The sequence below is a fragment of the Methylophaga sp. F7 genome, assembly GCF_056863975.1.
Genome location: NZ_CM166511.1, coordinates 209146 through 233276, shown reverse-complemented (window position 1 = coordinate 233276; position 24131 = coordinate 209146). Strand labels below are relative to the sequence as shown.

The window sequence follows — 24131 nt, the reverse complement described above, 5'->3', positions numbered from 1 at the left end:
TAAAATTAATTTTTCATTTTCTGGTTTAAATTTCTTTTCTCTGCATGCTCTGAAGCAAACTCATATAAATCTATCAGATCTGTTTCTGAGACATCAATGACAGCCTCCATTTGGGAAAGCGCCCAATGAAAATCTTCTTCATTTAATAACGTGGTTTTATCTTTCTGTTTTATGAATTGATCGTGGTGTTTATGATGGTTATCACGATGCGGATAGTGGCGTCCTGGCAACAGATTATTAATCAGTAAAGACAAAACAAGCAGGCTTCCTGCGTTGATAGTGACAACAGCATAAACAAAAAACCATGCATTACTGCTGTGCTCCGGCATGCCAATAACCGCAATCATGGCTGTCGCGGCTGCAGGCGGATGAAGGGCATGCAGAAAATGCATGAAAAACACCGCCAAGCCCACCGCCATGGCAGTTGCCAACACCGGCTCAGCTATCCAATAGTTACAACTCACTCCCATTACAGCAGCGATTAAATGACCCGCCATTAACGGCCAGGGTTGAGCCATTGGACTATGTGGCACTACAAATAATAAGAATGTAGAGGCGCCCATTGATGCAAGTACCAGCAACTCCATTTCCATCGTCATTTGTAATTGGCTGAAAAGTGTCATAAGCAGCCAGATTGCCGTAAATGCTCCTAAACTGGCATTTAGCTTTTCTTTAAGTTTTGGGTGAGTTTGTAATAAACGTTGCTGCCACTTTTGCAGCCTGTCGGATAGCTTCATTGCTTTGTCATGTCTTTGGTTAGATTGATGATTCCGCTTAATGGCTTCGTTACCATTAAGCGGATACCTACGGAATAAATACCTGGGTTTAGTCTCTTAAGTATTGGGAAGGCCCGAAAAATTCGGCAGCTATTGATGAACTATCAACGCCACGCTCTTTTAATATGGCCATTGTGGTTCGCATCATTGCGGCAGGCCCGCACAGGTAATAATTCGCCTCAGACTCTGGTACCAGGAGATCCAGCAACGCTTTGTCTATATAGCCTTCACTATCATGCAAATACAGTGATTGAGAACCGGAAGACTGGCTGAGACGAATATGCCATTGAAAATTTGGGTAGGTACGCGCTAGTACTGAGAGTTCTTCATAAAATGGCAGAACGTCATTATTTTTAGCTAACTGTATCAGTGTAAATGAACGATCTGGTTCATGGGCCAAACCCCAATGCAGCATGGCAAGTAAAGGCGTTATTCCCACTCCACCAGCAATAAACACCAAGGGCAAATTGACTGCTTCGGGCATCCTTAATATAAAGTTTCCAATGGGGGTGCCAGCAGCAGCTGGTCACCTACCTGCACGTTATCATGCAATCTGTTGGAGACTACCCCGCCAGGATGATCTGGCAACTCACCGGCATGTTTTTTGACGCTGATTCGATAGTGATCTTCTCTCGGAGCTGAAGACAAACTATAATTGCGCATCGCCTGGCTACCGTCGGCCAGTTGAATTTTCAGCGTAATAAATTGCCCCGGCAGATAAGCCTTTAACGACTTATTATCAGTTGGTCGCAGATAGAAAGAAGTAATGTTGCTGCTTTCTGAATGACGTCGAATCAGGGTGAAAGCCTTAAAGCCATTCCAGCCATGTTTGATCAGCTGTTGCTGATATAAATCATCTTCTCTGTCGATAAAAATACCGGCTAAAACACCATAAGCCTCTGTCCAGCTCTCAATCACCTCAGTCGTTGCCGCTTCGCCAAGAACTTCACGAAGCGTTAATAACAAATTATTTCCTACGATAGGGTAATGTTCAGGTTTTATCCCCAGAGAAACATGTTTATGAAAAATAACCTCAAGCGCTTGTCGCAATTGGCCGGGGTTATCAATATGCCGGGCATAGGCACAGATGACTGAAGCCAAAGCGTGTTGCTGGGCACCTGATTGTTGATGAGCTGGATTGAAAAAAACGTTTACTTCCGGGTTATTACGGAACATATTTTTGTAAAAACAGTCTGCTAATTGTTCGCCATGCTGCTCCAGTAAAGGCACGGTTTGATGAATAATATCGAAAGTTTCAGGCTTCATTGCCGAACTCCTATTAGCTAAACAGGCATTTTACATACCTATTTAAAAACACATAGTATTGGTCCATCTTTTAGGAGTCAACGAATAATGCAACTGACAACGCATACCGATTATGCGCTTCGATTACTTGTCTATCTGGCAATACATCATGGTAAGCAAGCTGCAACCATTCAGGATGCGGCGACACGATTCGGCATTTCATCCAATCATCTTGCAAAAGTCGCTCAAACGCTGGTTCAGCATGGTTATATTGTGAGCCATCGAGGTCGTGGGGGTGGCTTGAAACTGGCTTTACCAATCAATGATATCGGTATAGGAAAACTGGTCCGGAAAACTGAAAACCTGCAATTACTTCCCTGTTTCGGTGATGAAATCGCCTGTCCTATTCAACCTGCCTGCATATTGAGAAATGCTCTGCATAAAGCCCAGGCCGCCTTCCTGAACGTACTGGACGATTACACACTAGCCGATGTGGTATTCAATAAGGACCGTCTGCAAGAATTACTGGAAATACCGGAATCTGCATGACTACCTGGCAAGAGTGGCGCAATGAACAACGCTATCGGTTAACGCAACAGCGTTTAGACACTGCAAATGATCTTCGCCTGATTCATCAGGTAGCTTTATTTGATAAATTACAGACCATACTGGATCCCTTGCCCAAGGGCACTATTGGTTTTTACTGGCCGGTACGCGGTGAAATAGATTGCCGGGATTTCATTTGCGGCCTTATCGAGCAAGGTTGGCAAGCCGCCTTGCCGAAGATTATTGGCCCTAAAGAAGCTTTACAATTTCGGCAATGGCGTCCGGAATCCATTATGCAGGCTGAAATTTGGGATATTCCGGTGCCTCAAAACACACCCATCGTAAAGCCTGATGTGCTGATCATTCCACTGGTGGGATTTGATAGTGATTTACATCGCTTGGGCAATGGGGGTGGTTTTTATGATCGTACTCTTGCCAGTCCTGTTAAACCGTTCAGTATTGGCATTGGTTTTCAGTGGATGTTACTCGACAACATCAATGCTCAACCGCATGATGTGCCGATGGATAGAATTGTTACCGAAGAAAAAATCTTTTCATAAGTTATTCTGCGTTAAGTTAATAAAGCCTGGCTATTACATTTTTGTATACTCAATGCTAGGGCTTGTTTATCTTTCATATCCACCACTGCTTGAGACTATTTTTTCGCCTAACAAGGCAGCAATAAATATAAACAAATCCTAAAACATGTGACGTTAATTTTTAATAACGTATATTCGTAGGTTCATTGCTTTTTCGTCACCCAGAGCTGGATGACTGGAGTCATCTATATATGAGTCAGAGCCTAAGCCGTTTTTTAAACAGTTCGATATTTGATGGACTGCTTTTTCTATTGCTGATTCTGGTGTTTTTGGCAGACCGTTTAACGGTCCCGGGTTTTGCGCACGGTATTCTATATACCCCTATCCTTATGCTGGCTAGTGCTGGCGGCAGTCTTCGTCGATTAAGCATAACGTTTTTGATCAGTTTGTTATTCGTCTGGTCTGGCATATTGATCATGCCGGAGGGCCAGCAGGCCATTTTACAAACTCAGTTTGTCGCAAATCGGACATTGGCGACATTCGCATTAATGGCGATTTTTCTGCTTAGCAGCTATACCATTCGCTCACACCAGCAACAGACTAAAAATCAACAACAGCTCAAACTTGCTGCAGACATCGCTAAACTGGGTTATTGGCAGCTGGATAAAACAGGACTCATCCAACTAAGCCCTGAAGCAGCCATGCTGTTAAATCAAAAATACCCCAGCCAGCTCTCACAAAAGCAATTTGTTTCCTTGTTTACGGATAATCAACAAGCAGCGTTGAATCAGGTAATAAATGCCACGCTGAACACTAAACATGCGATGGATGGTGAATTCACACTCACCCATCAGAACAATCCTAGACGGCTAAGAATAATGGCCTATCCAGACCAGCAATTCCCTTCGCATGTGCAGGGCGTCATTCAGGATGTGCATGATCGTAAACTGGTAGAAGCCAATCTGATCGAAGAACAGCGGCGTTCTCACTATATGGCTGAAACAACGCTCCAGTTTATGTGGACGGTGACTGCTGAAGGGATGCTTGACTCTGTTACCCGTTTTGCCGTTGAATTTTTTGGCAAACCAGAACCCGATATACTTCACAACTGGTTTGAACTGGTGCACCCCGATGATCAAACTGCTGCGCGTGAACGCTGGTCTCATTCAATGAGAACAGGGGTCGCCTACTCTGATGAGTTCCGGTTACGGCGGTTTGATAATGAATATATTTGGTTTCTGGCTCAAGCCAGTGCCATCCGCAACGAACAGGGAAAAGTCGTAAAGTGGTACGGTTCGAGCATTAATATCCATCAAACCAAACTGTTGCAACAACAGAGTGAGGCCTTATCACAGCAGTTGCAGAATACTCTGGACAGTATCACCGATGCCTTTTTCACCTTAAGTACTGATTTACGGTTTAACTATGTAAATAATCAGGCGGTAGCTTTATTTAATATTCCCCATTCACAACTGCTGGATAAAAAAGGTATCGAAAATACTGATATTGATCCCAGTGGCTCGCTGGTAAAAAAATTGTCATTGGCACTAATGCAGCAACAGGTGATGTCCTTTGAGCATCTGTACGAAGCAAAACAGTTATGGCTGGATATCAGGATATACCCCTCAACCAAAGGGCTTACCGTTTATCTGCGGGACATTACTCGACAACGCCGGGAAGCAGAAGAACTGAAGTTGTTACGAAGTGCGGTATCACAGCTTAATGATGTAGTGATTATTACTGAAGCTTCACGTTTTGCCCAAGAAAAGGCAAATATCGTTTTTGTGAACAACGCGTTTGAACGTATAACCGGTTACAGCCGTCAGGAAGTGATCGGTAAAAGCCTGAAAATTTTGCATGGCCCGAAAACCGAAAAAAATGAACTTCAAAAAATTAAAGCGGCTTACAGCACCTGGCAGCCATTTCGTGCTCAATTAACCCAGTATCATAAAAGTGGTCGTGAAATTGTGCTGGAGCTGAATAGTGTTCCCATTGGCCTGACCGCAGGCTGGTATACCCATTGGGTATCCGTTGAGCGCGATATAACTGAAGAAAGGCATTTACAGAAACAGTTACAACTGGCGCAGCGGATGGAAGCCATTGGGCAATTAACCGGTGGTATTGCCCATGATTTTAATAACTTATTGACCGTTATTACCGGGAATACCGAAATATTAATCGATGAGCTGGCCGATAAACCCGCTTTACAGCCTCTGGCAAAACTTATCAGCAGTGCAGCGGATCGAGGCGCACGTTTGACCAGTAATCTACTGGCTTTTGCCAGACGCCAGCCACTCTCGCCCGAAGCCGTTAATATCAATATGTTAATACGTAATATTGAGGCTTTATTACGAAGCTCATTAGGGCAAAAATACGAGTTGGATCTCAATCTTAATAGCGATATCTGGCCCGTCATGATTGATCCCGTTCAACTGGAGAGTAGTTTATTAAATCTGACCATTAATGCTCGAGACGCCATGCCTGAGGGTGGCAAACTAATGATCAGCACAGAGCGATTTAATCTTCCCACGGATCAACAAACCTCAGCGAACGAACTTAAGGCAGGCGAATACGTCAAAATTGATGTAATGGATAATGGGGAAGGAATTTCCCAGGATTTGCTGGATAAGGTATTTGAACCTTTTTTCACCACTAAGCCAGCAGGAAAAGGCAGTGGTTTGGGATTAAGCATGGTATTTGGCTTTATCAAACAGTCCGGCGGTCACATCCAGGTACAGTCTGAGCCCGGGAGGGGAACACGATTCCAGTTATTTCTTCCTCATAATGAGATGGTGTCGCCAGCACCTGTCCTGCAGGAGATTGATTCTCCGACAACAGTACAACACTCCAAACAAACCATTCTGGTTGTAGAAGACAATGATCTGGTCAGACATTATGCTATTTCACAGCTGCGGGATGCGGGTTATCAGGTGCTTGCAGCAGCTGATGGGCATCAGGCTTTAAACTGGCTTGCGTCGGCACAGCAAATTGATTTACTGTTCACCGATGTACTGATGCCCGGCGGTATTAGCGGACATGAGCTGGCAAAACAGGCAAAACAACTTCGACAAACACTTCCCGTGCTCTATACCTCGGGCTATACGGAGAAAGCACTGACCGACGAAGAAAAACAGAATGGCAGTATTCCTATTTTGAATAAGCCATATCATCGTGCAGCACTTTTGAACAGAGTCGCACAAATGCTGACCTACAAGACCTGAGAGATTAATAGATGTCGGATCATAAACTGTTGATACTGGATGACGACCAACTGACCGGAGAGACCATCCGCAATGTTGCCGAATACGCTGGTATGTCAGTGAAAGTGACCACCAATGCAATTAATTTTTTCAATTTACTGAATGAGTGGCAGCCTACTCATATTGCATTAGACCTGATTATGCCCGATATGGATGGGGTAGAAGTTCTGGGGGCATTGGGGGAGCAACTGGTCACTGCCAAAATCATTATTACCAGCGGGGTTGGCCATCAGGTTTTACAGGCCGCCGCCCGGTCAGCGGCAGCACATGGATTGAACATTGTCGGAATTTTACCGAAACCCTTTAATCCAAAAGCTTTCCGTGAAATGATTGACTTGCCATCACTTAATGCGATTGATTTGCTTGATGGCCAACAGCTGCAATCATCTTCCAGTGTCCCAGCCATTACAGCCACAGATGTTGCTCAGGCAATTACCAACCGGGAAATTACGTTGGCGTATCAACCCAAAGTAGACTGCACCAGCGGTGAATTAGTGGGTTTTGAGGCGCTAGCAAGGTGGAGTCATAAGGAATTCTGGATTTATTGCTCCGGATGTCTTTATTGCCATTGCCGAGCAAAATAATCTGATTGATGATTTAACCATTCTGGTTTTCGAACAGGCTTTACCGTGGTTTAGACAGTTTTGCCAGCAACAACGAATAAATCCGGGCACCCCTCAGTCCCATCAACTTCTTTGCTCCATCAATATTTCTGCTTTATCACTCCGCAATCTGACGCTGTTTAATCAGATTGAAGCATTGTGTGACTCTCATGACGTAAAACTTCACACCATCATGCTTGAACTCACCGAGACCGGCGCAATGGATGATCCCGTTGCATCTCTGGATATTCTGACCCGGTTAAGGATGAAGGGATTTCAACTGTCCATTGATGACTTTGGAACGGGTTTTTCGTCGATGTTGCAACTGGTACGGATGCCGTTCTCCGAAGTAAAAGTCGATAAATCGTTTGTGATGACGGCACAACAGTCACGAGAATCAAGACTGGTCATTCAGGCGATCATCGAATTGGCCCACAGCCTGGATATGAAAGTAATTGCTGAAGGCATTGAAGACTATGCCACGCTACAGTTTCTGCAAAAGCAAGGTTGCGATAAAGCCCAGGGATTTTTTATTGGCAGGCCGGTCCCCGCCGATCAGATTGGCCAATGGCTACAACAGCGCAAACTGGCACTGGAACAACAGCGACTTAAAGCGCTTGAATCCTTGAAAATTATGGACACACCTGCTGAACAGCGATTTGATCGAATTACCCGTTTAGCAAAACGCATGTTCGATGTACCGATCGCGCTGATTACCTTACTGGATGACGAAAGACAGTGGTTTAAATCAAAAGTTGGATTAGATACGTCTGAAACCCCTCGAGAACAGGCTTTTTGCAATTATACGATCGAGCAGGAAAAAAGTTTTATCGTGAACGATGCAACCCTTGATATTCGTTTCAATGATAATCCTTTGGTGGTGAATAAGCCTCATATAAGGTTTTATGCCGGTTTTCCATTCCGAGCCCCCGGTGGTGAAAAATTGGGTGCGTTATGCCTGATTGATCATAAACCACGTTATATCAGTGAACGGGATTCCCGATTATTAGGTGAACTGGCGTTAATGGTAGAAGAAGAAATCGCCACCAATCAGCTGCTGTGTGAAGATCATTTAACGGGCTTGCTCAATAGAAGAGGCTTCGAATTCAGGGCCAATCATATTCTGCAAATGTGCCGTAATCAGGACTGTGAAGCGTCGCTGATCTATTTTGATCTGGACAACTTCAAACAAATCAATGATGGCCATGGTCATCAGGCTGGCGATAATGCCTTACTGCAATTCTCAACGTTATTAAATAGCACTTTTCGTGATTCGGATTTAATCGGTCGTATTGGAGGAGATGAATTTGTTGTGTTGATGGTCAATCAGAACGATACCGATCAAACCGCCATTCTGCAGCGGCTATCCAACACGGTAGACTCCTACAATCAGTCCATCCATAGTGATATTCGCTTACATTACAGCTTTGGTATCACGACCACAAAATCATTAAGCGATTACGATTTACAACAGCTTTACACGCTGGCTGACGAAGCAATGTATAGAAATAAGCGTAGTGGACAACAATTGAATATGGCGATTGATATCAATAGTCAGACCCAAGATTAATCGCTTTTACCGATTAATAAAACCGGAATAAGTTGTTTTATTAATCATTATTGTTCCGCTACACTGCTCATAACTGAATAAATGTTCAGGAAACAACTACCCAAAAAGGAGATTAACAACATGACTCAACGAGTACCTAATGTCGTTTTTAAAACCCGTGTAAGAGATGAAAGCATTGGTGGCGATAACCCATTCCGTTGGCAGGATGTTACCACCGATGAAATTTTCAAAGGTAAAAACGTCATCGTATTTGCATTGCCTGGTGCGTTTACTCCAACCTGTTCAAGTACCCACTTGCCAGGTTATGAAGAACACTATGATGAGCTGAAAGCAAAAGGCATTGATGAAGTTTATTGCCTGTCTGTAAATGATGCTTTCACCATGTTCCAATGGGGCAAGCGTCAGGACGTGAAAAAAGTCAAATTGCTGCCGGATGGTAATGGTGAATTTACCCGTGGCATGAACATGCTGGTGAAAAAAGAAAACCTGGGCTTTGGTGAGCGTTCATGGCGTTACTCAATGCATGTGGTGGATGGTGAAGTGAAAAAACTTTTTGCTGAGCCAGGCAAGATGGATAATTGCCCTGATGACCCGTTTGAAGTCAGCGGCGTGGATACCATGCTGGATTATTTGAATAAACAATAATGCTGTATTAGCCGCATTACACCGGACCTGTGGCCATTCAGGTCCGGTATTTTTTTGTAAAGTTAAATGGCAGACAGGAGTTTTTTAGATGCAATACGATTACGATTTATTTGTTATTGGTGCCGGGTCAGGTGGCGTTCGAGCCAGCCGCATGGCGGCATCATATGGTGCAAAAGTCGCAGTATGCGAAGATCGTTATCTGGGCGGAACTTGTGTAAATGTCGGTTGTGTACCTAAAAAACTTTATGTTTATGCTTCTGAATATTCAGCCCATTTCAACGATGCCAAAGGCTTTGGCTGGCAAGTCAGTAAACCGGCTTTTGACTGGGCGACGTTACGTGATAACAAAACAGATGAAATCAGTCGTTTGAATGGTGTCTATGAAGGCATTCTGGATCGTGCCGGTGTTGAGATAATCGATGGCAGAGGCAAAATAATTGATGCCCATACGGTGGAAGTAAATGGTAAGAAATTCACCACAGAACGAATTTTAATTGCTACGGGCGGCTGGCCATTTATCCCGGATATACCCGGTAAAACCCATGCAGTGGATTCCAATGGAATTTTTGATTTGGCAGAATTCCCTAAACGCCTGGCGGTTGTGGGCGGGGGGTATATCGCCGTGGAGTTTGCCGGTATTTTTCATGGCTTGGGTGCTCAAGTCACTCAAATTGTCCGTGGTGGCGGATTACTGAATGGTTTTGATAAAGAGACGGCTGAATTTGCTGCAGAGCAGATTCAACAAAATGGTGTGCATATTCACTTTAATACCGAAGTGACATCAATTAAGAAACAAAAAGATGACAGTTTATATTTAACCATGTCGGATGGTCATCATTTAACGGTTGATACCGTGTTATTTGCCACCGGCAGGAAACCACACTTGGACGGATTGGGACTGGAAAATGTTGATATCAAGCTTGGTAAAAGTGGACATATCGAGGTTAATAAAACCTTTCAGACGTCTGAACCCAGTATTTACGCCCTGGGCGATGTAACAGGTGGTATGGAACTAACACCTGTAGCATTAGCCGAGGGTATGGCATTGGCTGGCTATCTGTTTGATAAGCAACCTTGTAAAGTGGATTACAGCAATATTGCCACCACAGTGTTTTGTCAGCCGAATATCGGTACTGTCGGTATGACTGAAGAACAGGCACGTAAGGAATATTCAAATGTATTGAAATATCGCTCAAACTTTCGCGCGATGAAACATACCTTGGGTGGCTCGCAGGAACGCACTTTAATGAAGTTACTGGTCGACGGTGATAGTGATAGAGTGTTAGGAGCACACATGGTGGGAGACTCAGCAGGGGAAATTATGCAGGGCATAGCCATTGCGATTAAATGCGGGGCAACCAAAACAGATTTTGATGCAACGATTGGCATTCATCCAACTGCAGCGGAAGAGTTTGTCACTATGCGCACCCCGGTAAGTGATTAATCAGGAAAATCCTGAGTCCCTTCGGGTGTATCACTGAGGTTTTAGTTGTTTGAACACGTTAATCTATACCTAAGTCAGCAAACGCTGATATCAAATTTGAGGAGAATGATTATGTGGACTAAACCAGAATATTCAGACATGCGTTTCGGTTTCGAAGTAACAATGTATATCTGCAACCGTTAATACGCAGTTATAAAGAAATAAGAAACCTCAGTCTTCGGACTGGGGTTTTTTTTCGCCTGTCAGAAACCTCTTCTTAACCACTCTGGTCTGATTGCCAAATTCATTACCGCCTCGGACTCACATGAGCAAAATTGCAATTATTGGCAGCGGATTGGCTGGCCTCACACTGGCTCATCAACTTAAACCCTACGCGGACATTCATTTGTTCGAAAAAGCGCAACGTGCTGGCGGCAGATTGGCATCACGTACCGCGGGCTTATTTCAGTTTGATCATGGTGCCCAATTTTTTACGGTTAAAACACCACGTTTTGCTGAATTTATTCAGCCATTAATCAAAAAGCAGGTGATAGAACGCTGGGATGCACATTTCGCAGAATTTGCCGGCGCTGAAAAAGTAGTAGAACGCCAGTGGAATGCAGACTATCCACATTTTGTCGGCAGTCCTGATATGCAGGCGTTTGCTCAGGCGCTCGCTGCCCCCTTGGATATTCAGTTTAATCAGCAAATCACCCATCTTATGCAACAGAATGGGAAATGGTGCTTATTGCACCAAGGGACGCAAATCGCGGATGATTTTGATTGGGTGATCAGCTGTCTGCCAGCGAGCCAGACCGCCGATCTTTTACCCAAGGAGTTTGCCAGCCATCATTCTATTGAGCATACAAAAATGCTGGCCTGTTACGCGTTAATGCTGGGTTTTAATGATGCCCCCGCTCTCGACTGGCAAGCCGCGTTAGTACGAGATGCAAAAATAAGCTGGATGTCGGTTAATAGCTCCAAACCTTCTCGCTCCGGTGAGTTTTCAATGGTGATACAAGCCAATAATATTTGGGCAGAAGAAAACCTGGCCGTCGAGGATGAGCGAATCAAACAACAAATGCTTGATGAAGTGCAGCGCGTCAGTGGACTGGATACTGGTAAAGTCAGTCATATCGATTTAAAGCGCTGGGGCTTCGCTAATATTCCTGCTCAAACTGGTCAACAATTTTATCTGGATAACACTTTAAAACTGGCGGCTTGCGGTGACTGGTGCATTCAGGGTCGAGTCGAGTCGGCTTTCAGCAGTGCAGAGGCACTGGGACAACAACTCATCCTGCAGTTAAGCTAATCCTGATACTTTTCAATAAATGTTGTGATTGGAGCGAGTAAAGCACCTTGTCCACGCAAAGGTTTTGCCAGCTTGGCAACCATAGCCACATGGCCGTAACCATCAAACTCCACCAATTTTACTGAATTACCATGCTGCTTGAGTTTATCTGCCAGTCGATAACTGTTACGTGGTAGTACAGTACGATCATCAGTGCCAACCAGTAATAACATCGGAGGGTGATCGTTGGTGACAAAATTCACTGGCTGACTTTGCCACTGGCTGCTTTCATCGCCAAAAATTTGTTTTAACGTGTCACTTTTCAGTGGCAGGAAATCATAGGGTCCAGCTAAACCAATCATTCCCTGCAACTGCTGTGGCTGCATATCAACCTGCTGCAAATAAAGCGGATTCACCGACAACATGGCAGCAATATGTGCTCCGGCAGAGTGTCCGGCAATAAACAGCTTTTCCGGATCACCGCCAAACTCTGCAATATGCTGTTTGGTCCAGCCCACTGATTGAGCAGCATCTTCGATAAATTGAGGAAATACGACTTCAGGGTAGACTCGGTAATCGGGAATCACCACGATGACACCCTGTGAAGTCAGGGCTTCTGCGACAAATTTATAATCCGCTTTATCGCCTGTTTCCCAGCCGCCACCATAAAAGAAAATAACCGTTGCTGGTTTCGTGGTTACTGTTGAATTCACAGGCTGATAGATATCCAGTTTCAGGCGCGGATGGTCACCATAAATCAGATCTGCTCGATGTTGATATCCTGATTCCGGCACCATGGCGTTTAATACGGTTACCGGTGAACATGCACTTAATGAGAGCGCCGAGAGACTGCCTAATAAACTTTGAATAAACTGGCGAAGCACGCAAACATTCCTTAAGTTAATAGCTTAACCAGACTGACTTAGCGAGACGGAGGTTCCTCAGAACAGACTAACGAGCATAAGAATGAAGCTTGTTGCAGACTTTCTCTGCATCTTTCAAGTTACGCTTCGCTTTTTTTACCCGCTTATCTTCAATCATCGCAATCATACCGACAACACCAATCATACTGGCAATCGCGCCGGCAATCCCACCCGATAACCAGGCAATCAGCATCGCCAGTCCAATTAAGCCAAACACTTGGATTACAGTAAATTGCGATGCCAGTTTTTCTTTTTGGCAGGTCGTTAATTTTTGATCCCAAAGCTGAATCAGTTCGGTCAGCTCATCGTCAGTCAACACATTGAAATTAACATAGTATTCCAGACCGATAATCTCGTCGTTATCATTTCGTGAACTCAGATCAATCGTTTCTGCCATCATTTTCAGCGCTATATAGGTATCTTCATCCTTTTCCATACATACTCCATCAGCATTGTTGATTCACTATCGCTTTAGCTGCAGTGGGGTCTTAGGGGTGTTCTCCTAACAGTTTATTTTCACAACCTTTTCACCCGAACAAGAACAGACTTATCATGGGAATAACTCCCAAAAAGTGGGTGAGGTTATGAATAGAACGTTATGTAAAACATTGGGATATATTCTGTCAGCGCTGACATTCACCGGCGTCTCTACCAGTCATGCTGTTCAGCCTACCATGGCTTATGTAGAAAATCTGAAGATTGATCTTATTTTTGATGATGCCGGCAGTTTTAAAAATGACCGAGCGGCAGTAATGATTGCCAATCAGGGCATAGCACAATTTGCCATGATCAATCCTGATGGCGACATTCTGTTCACCGCCGATGAAATCAATGATTTGGACAGCGGCGTCACCGCCTATCGTAAAGATAATCTATGGGGCATTGTAGATCGAAATGGAAAAATAATACTGCAGCCCACCTACCCAAAAATACAATCTTTTAAAGAGGGATATGCTGCTTTTATCAAGGATGGAATGTGGGGCTTTTTAAATACTTCTGGTCAGCAAGTAGTTCCGGCCAAATATGACAAGGTGGGCGTTTTCTCAGAAGGTCTGGCGGGTTTCAAAGTCAATGATCAATGGGGCTATCTTAATACTGAGGGAGAAGAAGTCATTAAGGCGCAGTTTGATGAAATTCAGATCTTCAGCGAACAACGAGCGGCCGTTAGAGTGGATGAAGAATGGGGATATATTGATGCCGAGGGAAAACGGTTAATCAAGCCAGCATTTGCCCAGAGCCGGGTATTTCGCGAGGGTTATGCTGCTGTATTTGTTGAGGGTAAGTGGGGCTACATCGATAAAAAAGGGGATTGGCTGATACGTCCTCAATTTGATCAAGCCAAAGCATTTGGTGAGGGTTTTGCGGTAATCAAACAAAATGGGCTATACGGTTTTATTGATTCCAGTGGAGAAATAGTAGTCAAGCCGTATTTTGATGATGCCTGGAATTTCCGCGAAGGGTTAGCCCGTGTGGAGAAAAACGCCAAGGTTGGCTATATCAATACCGAAGGCCAGATTGAAATTGAACCGGAATATGTCTGGGCATATTCATTTTCGGATGGTCTGGCGGTGATAACCTATAATTATCGGCAGTATGGTTATATTAACCGGCAGGGTGAAGTGGTTATCGAACCACAATTTGAACATGCTCAACCGTTTAATGAAGGTTTGGCGGCAATAAAAATTCGTGATAAATGGGGTTATATTTCGAGGAATTAAGCAGTATCTTCGGCCTCATCGGTTTCTTCATCCAGCCAGCGATACAACGTACGACGACCGATTCCCAGTAACGCAGCGGCGCGACGTTTATTACCGTCCACCTCTTTTAAAACCATATTTACATAACGTTTTTGTAACTGCTCCAGGGTTGGCAATACGACACCGGCCAATAACTCATCATTTTGCCTATCCATTTCAGGGCTTGCCATCGCCAGTTTTGACGGTTGATTTTCCAGTAAACGAGAGGGTAAATGCTGCGGTTGCACCCAGTCTTCGTTGCAAAAGGCAAACGCTCTTTCTACGACATTCTGTAGCTCCCTGACATTGCCCGGAAAGGCATAGTCACGAATAATGTCCAATGCTTTATCGCTGAACCCCTGAATGTTACGTCCCTGAGCAACCACCAGTTGTTGTAAAAACTGCTGTGCCAGAATTTCCCTATCCTCTTCACGGTCCCGTAAAGGGGGCACTGACAAAGCAAAGGTTTCCAGTCGATAGAATAAATCTTCCCGAAAACTGCCTTCAATAACTTTTTGTTTCAAATCCCGATGGGTGGCCGCAATAATACGGACATCCACTTTTTCTTCGGTATCATGGCCCACCGGACGAATCGATCCATCCTGTAAGGCGCGTAATAATTTTGCCTGCAATGCCATTGGCATTTCACCAATTTCATCCAGTAACAAACTGCCACCATTTGCTTCCTGTAATAACCCTTTGCGGGCTTTTTTGGCACCGGTAAACGAGCCTGCAACATGACCGAAAAACTCACTCTCCAGTAACTCTTGGGGTATACCGGCACAATTCACCGCTAAAAATGGCCCGTCAGCACGATCACTTTCTGCATGTAATGCTTTGGCGACCAGTTCTTTGCCGGTTCCACTCTCGCCATTGATCAATACCGGCCCCTGAGCCCGGCCAATGACTTTAATCTGTTCAAACAGATTACGCATGGCTTCACTGCGACCAAACATCTGATGAAAAGCGGGCTGCCGGTTGAGCTTGCGAAATTGAAACAGCTCATCATGTAATTTACGGGTAGCAACCACCCGCTCTACCGCCAGCAGAAAATGTTCCAAATCCAGAGGTTTGGTGAGAAAGTCATCGGCGCCGGCCTGTAAAGCCTGCACTGCCTGTCGCACACTGCCAAATGCCGTGATAACTATCAATCCTGGTCGTTGTTCTTCCGGCCAATGGGTGACAACCTGCTCTACCACCTGCATTCCATTGCCACCTGGCAAGCGCAAATCAGTAACAATCAAAGCCGGTTGATTAATGTTGAGCCAGTCCAGAGCCGATTGGAGCTGATGATGAATCTCCAGATTCCAGCCTTCAGTTTCCAGCTCATCTGAAATCAGCCGGGCTAATGCCTGATCATCTTCTATCAACAGGATGGGCAAATTTTTATTCTGTTTTGTGGTCATGCGCTTGTTCCGCAATCTGTAGTTAAAACCAACGGTAAAATTAGACTGAATCTGGCCCCACCCAGTGGACTATGACTCAAAATAATCTCCCCCTGATGTTCTCGCAGGATCCGTTTCACAATAGCCAGCCCCAGACCACTTCCTTCGCCCGGCGCTTTGGTGGTGACAAAGGGATCAAAAATCTGGGCTTTCTGCTCCTCGTTAATACCAGGGCCGGCATCGTCTATATGGATTTTTAACTGTTTCCCATCCTGTTCCCAACAGAGTTCAACCGGGCCCTCAGGACAGGCCTGACAGGCATTGCGTAATAAATTGATCAATCCCTGCTCCAGGCTTAATGAATCGCCTTTAATTGTTGCCATGGGTCCCTTAACAAGAGTGACTTGATAACCTTGATTGGCCAGCAATGCCTCGGCCCTCTCGATCAATGACGTCACATCAAGTTCACGAAATTCAGCACGCGATGAACGACCAAAACTGAGTAATTGCTGAATAATCGAGGTCATTCTGGCCGCCTGCTGACGGATTTCATTTAACTCTTTTACGTCGTTTTCGTTTTCCAGACGCCTTAATAATCGGCCGGCTCTTCCATCAACCACTGTTAGCGGGGCACCTAATTCATGAGCGACACCGGCCGATAATTGTCCAAGTGCTGCCATGGTTTCGGTTTGCCGGAGTCTTTCTGCCATCTGCTCCCGGGCGGAACGTTGCTGAGCTTCACTTTTCTCTGCAGCTTCAATCGCATTGAGCATGCCATTGAGTCCTTTTGCCAATTGGCTTATTTCTATCGGTCCCTGCTCTGCTGCCCGATGTTCTCTATCCCCCTGGCTCACCCGCCGCATGCTCTCAACTAATTTCTGCAATGGGGTTTCAATGGCACGCTGGTGGGAATAGGTAATGACCCCAAGAATAATTAATGACACCAGACCAAAACTACCCCAGGCCCAATATTTTAATTCAGTCAGCTCACGGTCAATATCACTGCGCCGACGAGTCACTTGTAATAGGCCATTTGGCTGGCCAGTCGCATCAAAAATAGGCATAAAAAAGGAATACACATTCCGGCCACGAATCCGTTCATATTGTGCAAATTCACCTTCGGCGATCTGTTCAAGTGCATCCGTTGCCTGTTCTTTCGTCGGATTAACGACACCAAAACTGCTTAACCGCTTGCCATTGGCATCGAATAAGTAGGCTCCATATACCTCGGTAATACCAAAAACCGAAGCCATGCTGTTTTGTAACTGATCCAGATCCTGCCGTTCCAGCGCCTGAGAAACTGGCAAATGAATAGTTCGGGCCACTTGCTGTAAATCCCGCTGCATTCTTTCCTCGATAAACTGGCCCACCATAGATAGACCAATCGCGAGGATCATCGCCAGCACCAGTAACACTGGCAATGCAACCTGCATGATCAACACTAATCGCAGATTGCTGAAAATGGATGGAAAACGCATTCAATGGCCTCTTAACAAACTTGAATTTATGGCACATGGGCCAAATTGACACATACCAAAGTACCCGTCAAGCTTCATATAAGCATTAACAGATGTAATACGAAACATTTTATAGATTAAATACAATGACTTATAAAAATACAGCTTTCTGGCACGATTGTCGCAACAACCTGTATGTGTTCCACAATCTATAAAGGAAAACACCATGAAAAAAACAGCTATTTTTGCTTCAATTTTAATGGCTCTGGGTCTAAGCGCTCCTGCTTTTGCAGAACAACCACAACAGGCAGCTCCTCAAGCTCCAATGCCTGAAACAGCTCCAGCAACTGATTTCAGTGATTCTGAGTTGCAAAAATTTGTTGATGTTCAGGGTGATCTTGAAGAAATTCGTAATGAATATTCAGGCCGTCTGGAAAGTACTGAAGATCCTGACCAAGCTGCAAAATTACAACAGGAAGCCAGCCAGAAAATGGTCCAAACCGTTCAAAACGAAGGCCTGGATGTCGAAACATATAGCAATATCGCCTTGGCTATCCAAAGTGATGCTCAATTGCGTGACAAAGTGCAGTCTATGCTTAACTAATAACGTTTCAGCTTCGTATATCGTGGAAAAGCCGGGGTTCTCCCGGCTTTTTCATTTCTGGACTACTTATCTTTTGAACTAAATCGATAGGCTAAAAAATACAAGGCGGGTAACACCAGCAACGTCAATAACGTTGAAGAAATAATTCCTCCCACCACGACTGTAGCCAATGGACGCTGGACCTCAGCACCGGTTCCCGTATTTAATGCCATCGGCAGAAACCCTAAACCAGCTACCAGTGCGGTCATCAATACAGGGCGTAACCGTTGCATTGCGCCCTCGAAAACAGCTTCCAGCAGCACCATACCCTGCTCACGCAGCTGTCGGATAAATGTCAACATCACCACGCCGTTTAAGACGGCTATACCTGATAAAGCAATAAATCCCACTGCCGCAGAAATGGATAACGGCATATCCCTTAACATCAGTGCAATCAGACCACCGGTTAATGCCATTGGTACACCGGTAAAAATCAGCAAAGCATCTTTTAATGAATTAAATACACTGAACAATAACATCAGGATCAGCAACAGTGTTATGGGCACCACAATCATCAATCGCTTGCTGGCCGATTCCAATTGTTCAAAGGTTCCGCCATATTCCAGCCAATACCCTGCAGGTAAATTGAGCTGTTGTGCATTCTGCTGCACATCCGCGATAAAGGATCCCAAATCCCTATCCACCACATTGGCACTGATAATGACATGACGTTTACCGCTTTCACGGTTTATCTGATTGGGGCCACTGATGGCTTTAATATCGGCAATTTCACCCAACGGCACATAAGATAAATCTGGATCATCACTGTCAGGTAATGCGATGGGAAGTTTGGCCAACCGGTCGGGATTCTTACGTATCTCATCATCTAATCTAACCACGATTCGGAAACGTTTATCTCCCTCATAAATCAAGCCGGCAGAAGTACCACCAATCGCCGTTTGAATGCTTTGCTGCAGACTGGCGATATCCAAACCCAACAAAGCAAGATGATCACGTTGTGGTTCAATGGATAACATCGGCAAACCGGTCAGTTGTTCCATCCTTACATCTGAAGCACCAGTAACACCTGACAACATTTGCTCAGTCTGACCGCCAAGATGATAAAGCGTCTCCAAATCATCGCCATAAATTCGTAATGCCACGTCTGCACGAACCCCGGCAATCAATTCATTAAAACGCATTTCAATCGGCTGGGTGAATTCATAGAGATTTCCCGGCACCGCTTCCACAGCTTCACGTAATTCCGCCAGGAATTCCGCTTTGCTCAATTTAGGTTCAGGCCATTGTTCAATTGAGTGCAAAATAACAAAGGTATCCGCAACACTTGGTGGCATCGGGTCGGTAGCTATATCTGGCGTACCAATTTTCGAATAAACATGTTTAACCTGAGGAAACCCGGCGATCACGGACTCAAGCTGATTTTGCATGGCAACCGACTGTTCCAGTCCGGTGCCAGTGACCCGCAATGCGTGCAAAGCGATATCACCTTCATCCAGTTGTGGCAGAAACTCGCTACCTAAACGCGAACCATAATAAACTGTGATGCTGACGATCACCGTGGCCAGTAACACAATTATAAAAGGCAGACGTAAAGACAGGCTTAACAGCGGACGATAAATCCACCGCGCTACCCGCATAATTGGATTTTCCTGTTCGGCTACCCTGCCGGTGATCAATACCGCCACCGCGGCTGGCACAAAAGTCACCGCAAATATCAAAGCCCCGGTTAGTGCTGCCACCACGGTAAACGCCATGGGATGAAACATTTTTCCTTCAACACCGCTGAGGGCAAAAATCGGCAGATACACCAGCATGATAATAAACATGCCAAATACCGCCGGATTAAACACTTCCCGGGTACTCTCAATCACCTCCGCCAAGCGTTCCTGCAAACATAATAACCGGCCCAGACGTTGCTGTGCCAAGCCCAGACGTCGCAAGGCATTTTCCACCACAATCACCGCACCATCGACTATCAGTCCAAAATCAATCGCTCCCAGACTCATCAAATTGCCCGACACTTTGTTACTGACCATTCCGGTAATGGCAAATAACATACTTAACGGAATGACCAGCGCCGTTATTAACGCTGCCCGAATATTTCCCAGCAATAAAAACAACACCACAATGACCAGTAGAGCACCCTCGAACAGATTTTTTTGTACCGTTTTGAGTGTTTTATCGACTAATGTGGTCCGGTCATATACAGCTTCAGCCACAATGCCTTCAGGCAAGCTTTGATTTACCTGTTCCAGGCGGTCAGCAACGGCTCTGGCGACCACTCGACTGTTTTCGCCAATCAACATAAAAGCCGTACCTAACACCGTTTCCTTTCCATCCTGGGTCGCCGCGCCGGTACGTAACTGTTTTCCGTAAAATACTTCGGCCACATCCATTATCCGGATCGGCGTGTCATCACGTTTGGTAATAACGACATTTCGAATATCTTCCAGAGAGGTTAACTGACCTGGGGAACGTACCAGCCACTGTTCGCCATTCCGTTCAATATAACCGGCACCCGCATTCTGATTATTACGTATTAATGCTTCGCTCAGTTCAGCCAGGCTGACTTTGTAGGCCAGCAGTTTGGCTGGATCAGGGGCTACCTGATATTCACGTTCATACCCACCGATACTATTGATCTCAGTAACGCCCGGCACTTTTACCATCTGGGGACGGATAATCCAGTCCTGTATGGTGCGTAAATCTTCTGCAGTATATGTACTGCCATCGGCTTTAAACACATCCGGTTTCGCACGGACACTGTAAGTAAAAACTTCACCCAAACCAGTGGCGATCGGTCCCATCTGTGGTTCTATGCCAACAGGTAACTCACTGCGAATTCCCTGCAGACGTTCATTTATCAACTGCCTGGCAAGATAAATATCCGTATCTTCTTCAAATACCACCGTGACCTGAGATAACCCATAGCGTGATAAAGAACGGGTGTAATCGAGATTGGGTAAGCCGGCCATAGCATTTTCAACGCTATAGGTAATTCGCTGTTCAACCTCCAACGGTGAATAACCTTCTGCTTCGGTATTAATCTGCACCTGAACATTGGTAATATCCGGTACAGCATCAATATTAAGCTGGAAAACATTGTAAGCGCCCACTCCGGCAATAAGTATTGTTAAGAATAGCACCAGCCATCGGCGGTACACTGAAAACTGTACAATTGAATGAATCATGCTTAATTCCTAGTGATCATGGCTGGCGCCGGATTTAAGCATCTCGGCCTTGAGCAGAAAACTGTTTGTCGTCACATACTGGCTGCCTGGTTTTAACCCCGAAAGCACTTCGATATAGTCCGCTCCCCGTTTGCCAAACGTGAGCATTCTGACTTCAAAAGTATTGCCATTTTGGACAAACACCACCGGCATATCCCGATAACTTTGAATGGCGCTGTGTTTTACTGCCAGCTCCGCAGGGTATTGTTCAACTGTCACTTCAGCGTTGACATGCATACCGGGTCGCCAATGCCCTTCTGCATTGGTAATTTCAGCACGAGCCCGGGCAATGTGACCTCCGGTCATTTTGGGAGAGATGTAGCTAATTTTTCCCTCAGCTGATTCATGTTGATGTAAATCCTTTACCTTGACCGGCATACCGACCCGTAATTGTTCGATATCAGCTGGGAACATCGACAGCTCAACCCAGACTCGGGATAAATCACTGACTTCCAGCAAACTGCCCATATCAGTGTGATCACCGGCATTGGCCATACGCCGGGTGACCTCACCGTTGGCCGGACTGCGGATAGAGTAGTTTTGCAAAGTGGTTTGATTACGCACGGTCACTAACACCTGACCTTTTTTGACTTTATCGCCGGTATTAACCATCACCGATTCAATAATGCCGGGGTACGGCGCATGCACCCGATACTGGCGGTCCTCCGCTACACTGACTACACCATAGAGGGAATTGGTTATTGATAGGGTTTGTGGTCCAGCTGACTCAGTTTCTATTCCTGCCAGCGTTATCATGCGATCCGATATCGTGCTGCGACCTTCAAAACTTTCATAGTGCCAATGATGGGACTTACCCTGATATTCGGCTTCCACAACCACTTCAAATGAATGTGGTTCGTCTATAACCGTATCCCCTAACAGATAATCAGCTTCGGTCGTAAAGTCGATAAGATTCTGTTCATCGTCCAGCCGAGTTAAGGTTACCGTTAAATTGATCTGCTGAGGATCGACTGGCTTTCCATTTTCATAGGCATAAACCCGCATTTCCGGCGGTACGCCCTGTTCATAAATGGTTATTTCTACCGCAAAGTTTTCATTTTCCAATAACCTTCCGCCATGCGGTCCTTCCAAGGTTTCTTCGTGATCATGCGGTTCACTATGAGCATGATCGGTCGCCGCTAGAACCACTGAACTCGACAGTGCCAGCAGGCTAAAAAATAAGATGATTAATTTCATTGGACTATTCCTGATAACTGGCGGTAAAGATTGATCGGCTTAAAGGCATCCCGGTTAACCGTTCCAGTTCAAGTAACTGGGTATGCACAGCGGTTTGTGCTTCAATCAGATCACGTTCAACAGTGAATGCTTCGCGTTGCGCATCAATCCATTGCAAGACGTTGTATTGTCCTGATTGATAACCGGTTTCGGTTTGTTTCAGCAGCTCCTGAGTCAAAGGCGTCAGTGTTTTTTGTAGCCGATCAATTTGTTGATGGTTATTCAGCATGGCCTGATAGATTTCCAATAAAGCCATCCGTAATTCAGTTTGGGTCAGCTGTTGCTGCAAAATTCCGGCTTCATAGTCCGCGTGGGCGGCGGCGATATTGCCCTGATTACGGTCGTAAAACTGCAACGGCATCGAAAAACTGAACACCAAAGCATTATCGTTTTGCCCTTCAAGACGTCGAACACCGGCGCCAAAGCTTAAATCAGCTCTGGATTTGGCTTCACTCAGACGTAATTGGGCTTCACGCAAGCGGATTAAGCTATGGCTCTGTAAGAAGGCCGGGGAATGCAGAATGGCCTGTTCCAAGGTATCCTGTTCTGGCAAAGTTGGCAGTTGCTTCAATTGCCCTTCCAGTTCGGCAAAATCGACTTCTTCTCCCCAACTGGCTGCAACTTGCTGATAAGCAAGTTTGCGTTGTCCATTTAGCTGTTGCTGTCTGGATTCAGAACGTTCAAGCAACAGTTGCATACGTAAAACATCTGCCTGACCAACCGCTCCGGCGGCAGCCCGTTTTTATATAACCTCCAGGGCCTGCTGCTCAATCTGAATACGCTTCTGGTTCCAGCTTAATAAAGCATCTATCCTTAATGCCTGCAGATATTTAGCGGTCACATCAGAAAACGTGTCCAGACGCTGGATCTCAAATTGCTGTTGCAATTGATTGGATTTGGCATCGACCAGATCGACGCGTTTTTGTCGTTTATCGCCCATTTCAACAAGCTGGCTTAACGATAAAGTGAATTCCGCACCGGAAAGACCCCGGCTATTGCCGGTACCCAGCACATTTTCCAAATCTGCCTGTAATTGCGGATTGGGTGGCAACCCAGCCTGTAGCTTCTGCGCTTCAAGTGCACGTTGCTGATAGGGAAACTGTTGTAGTCTCGGGCTTTGTAATAACGTGCGCTCTAGCGCTGTGGCCAGATTCAGGCTTGTTTGTTTATCTGCGTGCACGGCTGACGCCGCCAACAATAAAGAGGTCAGCAACAGCGGCATCAATACCCTGTCAGCGAGCGAATTTATTTGATAATTCATGATGAACTCCATAACACCACCGGCTGAAAAGCCAGCAGCTAAACATTAAATTGTTTAAAACGTTATGAAGTTAAGCGTTAGGGGGAGGTAAAAGAGGGGAATAATACAAAGTAACCAGCTGACTGCTAGTGGCTTTGGCAACGGCATCAGCCGTCCGCGCCTGAAAAAATAGTGAATAACTGACTAAATCAGCAACCAGATGCAGATGCAGATGATGATCATGATCAATATCCTCATGCTGATAGTCGTGATCAGCATGACTATGCGCAATGCTTAAATGGGCTGAATAATGATCATCTGGGAGGTGAGCAACGGACGCAGTAACGCCACTGACCATCAATAAATTGATGATAACAAAGATAGCGGTCAGTATGCGTAAGCGGTTAACCATAAAGCAATTCT

23 protein-coding genes are annotated in these 24131 nt (G+C 45.3%); 11 read left to right on the top strand and 12 right to left on the bottom strand.

Annotation, left to right across the window (positions count from 1 at the left end; all coding sequences use genetic code 11):
• Nucleotides 1-5: 5 nt before the first annotated feature.
• From AC08OG_RS01220 to AC08OG_RS01210, 3 genes are all read right to left on the bottom strand, one after another.
• Nucleotides 6-737 carry an HPP family protein gene (locus AC08OG_RS01220; RefSeq protein ID WP_482929904.1) on the bottom strand — a complete coding sequence of 244 codons (732 nt, stop codon included), beginning with the start codon at nt 735-737 and terminating at the stop codon, nt 6-8.
• 88 nt (nt 738-825) lie between these two features.
• The gene (locus tag AC08OG_RS01215) at nt 826-1260 is read right to left on the bottom strand and encodes a ferredoxin reductase domain-containing protein (RefSeq protein ID WP_482929903.1); all 435 of its coding nucleotides are present in this window, start codon (nt 1258-1260) and stop codon (nt 826-828) included.
• A 2-nt stretch (nt 1261-1262) separates the two neighbouring features.
• Nucleotides 1263-2042: a globin domain-containing protein gene (locus AC08OG_RS01210; RefSeq protein ID WP_482929902.1), complete on the bottom strand. Its 780-nt coding sequence runs from the start codon at nt 2040-2042 to the stop codon at nt 1263-1265.
• An 87-nt stretch (nt 2043-2129) separates the two neighbouring features.
• Between AC08OG_RS01210 and AC08OG_RS01205 the strand changes: the two genes are divergently transcribed.
• The 9 genes from AC08OG_RS01205 to AC08OG_RS01165 all read left to right on the top strand — a co-directional run bounded on the left by AC08OG_RS01205 (nt 2130) and on the right by AC08OG_RS01165 (nt 11918).
• The gene (locus AC08OG_RS01205) at nt 2130-2570 is read left to right on the top strand and encodes an RrF2 family transcriptional regulator (RefSeq protein ID WP_292354334.1); all 441 of its coding nucleotides are present in this window, start codon (nt 2130-2132) and stop codon (nt 2568-2570) included.
• Entirely contained in the window at nt 2567-3127 is a 561-nt protein-coding gene (locus AC08OG_RS01200) for a 5-formyltetrahydrofolate cyclo-ligase (RefSeq protein ID WP_292354333.1), read from the top strand. The genes AC08OG_RS01205 and AC08OG_RS01200 overlap by 4 nt, the downstream gene beginning before the upstream one ends.
• Before the next feature lie 230 nt (nt 3128-3357).
• Nucleotides 3358-6327: a hybrid sensor histidine kinase/response regulator gene (locus tag AC08OG_RS01195; RefSeq protein ID WP_482929901.1), complete on the top strand. Its 2970-nt coding sequence runs from the start codon at nt 3358-3360 to the stop codon at nt 6325-6327.
• A gap of 11 nt (nt 6328-6338) precedes the next feature.
• On the top strand, nt 6339-6950 hold the full coding sequence (locus AC08OG_RS01190) for a response regulator (protein WP_482929900.1): 612 nt from the start codon (nt 6339-6341) through the stop codon (nt 6948-6950).
• Nucleotides 6892-8538 carry an EAL domain-containing protein gene (locus AC08OG_RS01185; protein ID WP_482930563.1) on the top strand — a complete coding sequence of 549 codons (1647 nt, stop codon included), beginning with the start codon at nt 6892-6894 and terminating at the stop codon, nt 8536-8538. The genes AC08OG_RS01190 and AC08OG_RS01185 overlap by 59 nt, the downstream gene beginning before the upstream one ends.
• A gap of 120 nt (nt 8539-8658) precedes the next feature.
• Complete coding sequence (locus tag AC08OG_RS01180; protein ID WP_318988893.1) at nt 8659-9183, top strand: peroxiredoxin; 525 nt, start codon at nt 8659-8661, stop codon at nt 9181-9183.
• 88 nt (nt 9184-9271) lie between these two features.
• Nucleotides 9272-10627 carry a glutathione-disulfide reductase gene (gene gorA, locus AC08OG_RS01175; protein ID WP_482929899.1) on the top strand — a complete coding sequence of 452 codons (1356 nt, stop codon included), beginning with the start codon at nt 9272-9274 and terminating at the stop codon, nt 10625-10627.
• A 111-nt stretch (nt 10628-10738) separates the two neighbouring features.
• Nucleotides 10739-10810, top strand: coding sequence for a pyrroloquinoline quinone precursor peptide PqqA (gene pqqA / locus AC08OG_RS01170; RefSeq protein ID WP_081443609.1), 72 nt, complete (start codon nt 10739-10741; stop codon nt 10808-10810).
• Between the two features lie 121 nt (nt 10811-10931).
• On the top strand, nt 10932-11918 hold the full coding sequence (locus tag AC08OG_RS01165) for an NAD(P)/FAD-dependent oxidoreductase (protein ID WP_292354323.1): 987 nt from the start codon (nt 10932-10934) through the stop codon (nt 11916-11918).
• Here AC08OG_RS01165 and AC08OG_RS01160 read toward each other — a convergent pair.
• Complete coding sequence (locus AC08OG_RS01160; RefSeq protein WP_482929898.1) at nt 11915-12781, bottom strand: alpha/beta hydrolase; 867 nt, start codon at nt 12779-12781, stop codon at nt 11915-11917. The genes AC08OG_RS01165 and AC08OG_RS01160 overlap by 4 nt on opposite strands.
• A gap of 67 nt (nt 12782-12848) precedes the next feature.
• On the bottom strand, nt 12849-13256 hold the full coding sequence (locus tag AC08OG_RS01155; RefSeq protein WP_292354319.1) for a hypothetical protein: 408 nt from the start codon (nt 13254-13256) through the stop codon (nt 12849-12851).
• Between the two features lie 148 nt (nt 13257-13404).
• Between AC08OG_RS01155 and AC08OG_RS01150 the strand changes: the two genes are divergently transcribed.
• The gene (locus AC08OG_RS01150; protein ID WP_292354317.1) at nt 13405-14538 is read left to right on the top strand and encodes a WG repeat-containing protein; all 1134 of its coding nucleotides are present in this window, start codon (nt 13405-13407) and stop codon (nt 14536-14538) included.
• Here AC08OG_RS01150 and AC08OG_RS01145 read toward each other — a convergent pair.
• Together AC08OG_RS01145 and AC08OG_RS01140 are read right to left on the bottom strand one after the other, a co-directional pair.
• Nucleotides 14535-15962, bottom strand: coding sequence for a sigma-54-dependent transcriptional regulator (locus tag AC08OG_RS01145; RefSeq protein ID WP_482929897.1), 1428 nt, complete (start codon nt 15960-15962; stop codon nt 14535-14537). The two genes, AC08OG_RS01150 and AC08OG_RS01145, sit on opposite strands and share 4 nt — an antisense overlap.
• Nucleotides 15959-17419, bottom strand: a complete 1461-nt coding sequence (locus tag AC08OG_RS01140) for a sensor histidine kinase (protein WP_292403566.1) — start codon at nt 17417-17419, stop codon at nt 15959-15961. The genes AC08OG_RS01145 and AC08OG_RS01140 overlap by 4 nt, the downstream gene beginning before the upstream one ends.
• 205 nt (nt 17420-17624) lie before the next feature.
• Between AC08OG_RS01140 and AC08OG_RS01135 the strand changes: the two genes are divergently transcribed.
• The gene (locus tag AC08OG_RS01135) at nt 17625-18002 is read left to right on the top strand and encodes a DUF4168 domain-containing protein (protein WP_292354310.1); all 378 of its coding nucleotides are present in this window, start codon (nt 17625-17627) and stop codon (nt 18000-18002) included.
• 62 nt (nt 18003-18064) lie between these two features.
• Here the strand turns inward: AC08OG_RS01135 and AC08OG_RS01130 are convergent, their stop codons facing one another.
• From AC08OG_RS01130 to AC08OG_RS01110, 5 genes are all read right to left on the bottom strand, one after another.
• Nucleotides 18065-21193: an efflux RND transporter permease subunit gene (locus tag AC08OG_RS01130; RefSeq protein ID WP_482929896.1), complete on the bottom strand. Its 3129-nt coding sequence runs from the start codon at nt 21191-21193 to the stop codon at nt 18065-18067.
• 9 nt (nt 21194-21202) lie between these two features.
• On the bottom strand, nt 21203-22429 hold the full coding sequence (locus AC08OG_RS01125) for an efflux RND transporter periplasmic adaptor subunit (RefSeq protein ID WP_292354305.1): 1227 nt from the start codon (nt 22427-22429) through the stop codon (nt 21203-21205).
• A 4-nt stretch (nt 22430-22433) separates the two neighbouring features.
• Nucleotides 22434-23165: a TolC family protein gene (locus AC08OG_RS01120; protein ID WP_482929895.1), complete on the bottom strand. Its 732-nt coding sequence runs from the start codon at nt 23163-23165 to the stop codon at nt 22434-22436.
• Between the two features lie 45 nt (nt 23166-23210).
• Nucleotides 23211-23729 (bottom strand): TolC family protein, encoded by a 519-nt coding sequence (locus AC08OG_RS01115; protein WP_482929894.1) that lies wholly within the window; start codon nt 23727-23729, stop codon nt 23211-23213.
• Nucleotides 23730-23799: 70 nt separating this feature from the next.
• Nucleotides 23800-24120, bottom strand: coding sequence for a hypothetical protein (locus AC08OG_RS01110; protein ID WP_482929893.1), 321 nt, complete (start codon nt 24118-24120; stop codon nt 23800-23802).
• Between the last annotated feature and the right edge of the window lie 11 nt (nt 24121-24131).

Bases quoted from the DNA above. Each gene is read 5' to 3' on its own strand.
- AC08OG_RS01115 (WP_482929894.1), bottom strand. From the start codon at position 23,729: ATGAATTATCAAATAAATTCGCTCGCTGACAGGGTATTGATGCCGCTG.
- AC08OG_RS01195 (WP_482929901.1), top strand. From the start codon at position 3,358: ATGAGTCAGAGCCTAAGCCGTTTTTTAAACAGTTCGATATTTGATGGA.
- AC08OG_RS01135 (WP_292354310.1), top strand. From the start codon at position 17,625: ATGAAAAAAACAGCTATTTTTGCTTCAATTTTAATGGCTCTGGGTCTA.
- AC08OG_RS01130 (WP_482929896.1), bottom strand. From the start codon at position 21,193: ATGATTCATTCAATTGTACAGTTTTCAGTGTACCGCCGATGGCTGGTG.
- AC08OG_RS01200 (WP_292354333.1), top strand. From the start codon at position 2,567: ATGACTACCTGGCAAGAGTGGCGCAATGAACAACGCTATCGGTTAACG.
- AC08OG_RS01215 (WP_482929903.1), bottom strand. From the start codon at position 1,260: ATGCCCGAAGCAGTCAATTTGCCCTTGGTGTTTATTGCTGGTGGAGTG.
- AC08OG_RS01210 (WP_482929902.1), bottom strand. From the start codon at position 2,042: ATGAAGCCTGAAACTTTCGATATTATTCATCAAACCGTGCCTTTACTG.
- AC08OG_RS01165 (WP_292354323.1), top strand. From the start codon at position 10,932: ATGAGCAAAATTGCAATTATTGGCAGCGGATTGGCTGGCCTCACACTG.
- AC08OG_RS01145 (WP_482929897.1), bottom strand. From the start codon at position 15,962: ATGACCACAAAACAGAATAAAAATTTGCCCATCCTGTTGATAGAAGAT.
- AC08OG_RS01155 (WP_292354319.1), bottom strand. From the start codon at position 13,256: ATGGAAAAGGATGAAGATACCTATATAGCGCTGAAAATGATGGCAGAA.
- AC08OG_RS01125 (WP_292354305.1), bottom strand. From the start codon at position 22,429: ATGAAATTAATCATCTTATTTTTTAGCCTGCTGGCACTGTCGAGTTCA.
- AC08OG_RS01140 (WP_292403566.1), bottom strand. From the start codon at position 17,419: ATGCGTTTTCCATCCATTTTCAGCAATCTGCGATTAGTGTTGATCATG.
- AC08OG_RS01110 (WP_482929893.1), bottom strand. From the start codon at position 24,120: ATGGTTAACCGCTTACGCATACTGACCGCTATCTTTGTTATCATCAAT.
- AC08OG_RS01190 (WP_482929900.1), top strand. From the start codon at position 6,339: ATGTCGGATCATAAACTGTTGATACTGGATGACGACCAACTGACCGGA.
- AC08OG_RS01120 (WP_482929895.1), bottom strand. From the start codon at position 23,165: ATGCAACTGTTGCTTGAACGTTCTGAATCCAGACAGCAACAGCTAAAT.
- gorA (WP_482929899.1), top strand. From the start codon at position 9,272: ATGCAATACGATTACGATTTATTTGTTATTGGTGCCGGGTCAGGTGGC.
- AC08OG_RS01220 (WP_482929904.1), bottom strand. From the start codon at position 737: ATGAAGCTATCCGACAGGCTGCAAAAGTGGCAGCAACGTTTATTACAA.
- AC08OG_RS01150 (WP_292354317.1), top strand. From the start codon at position 13,405: ATGAATAGAACGTTATGTAAAACATTGGGATATATTCTGTCAGCGCTG.
- AC08OG_RS01205 (WP_292354334.1), top strand. From the start codon at position 2,130: ATGCAACTGACAACGCATACCGATTATGCGCTTCGATTACTTGTCTAT.
- AC08OG_RS01180 (WP_318988893.1), top strand. From the start codon at position 8,659: ATGACTCAACGAGTACCTAATGTCGTTTTTAAAACCCGTGTAAGAGAT.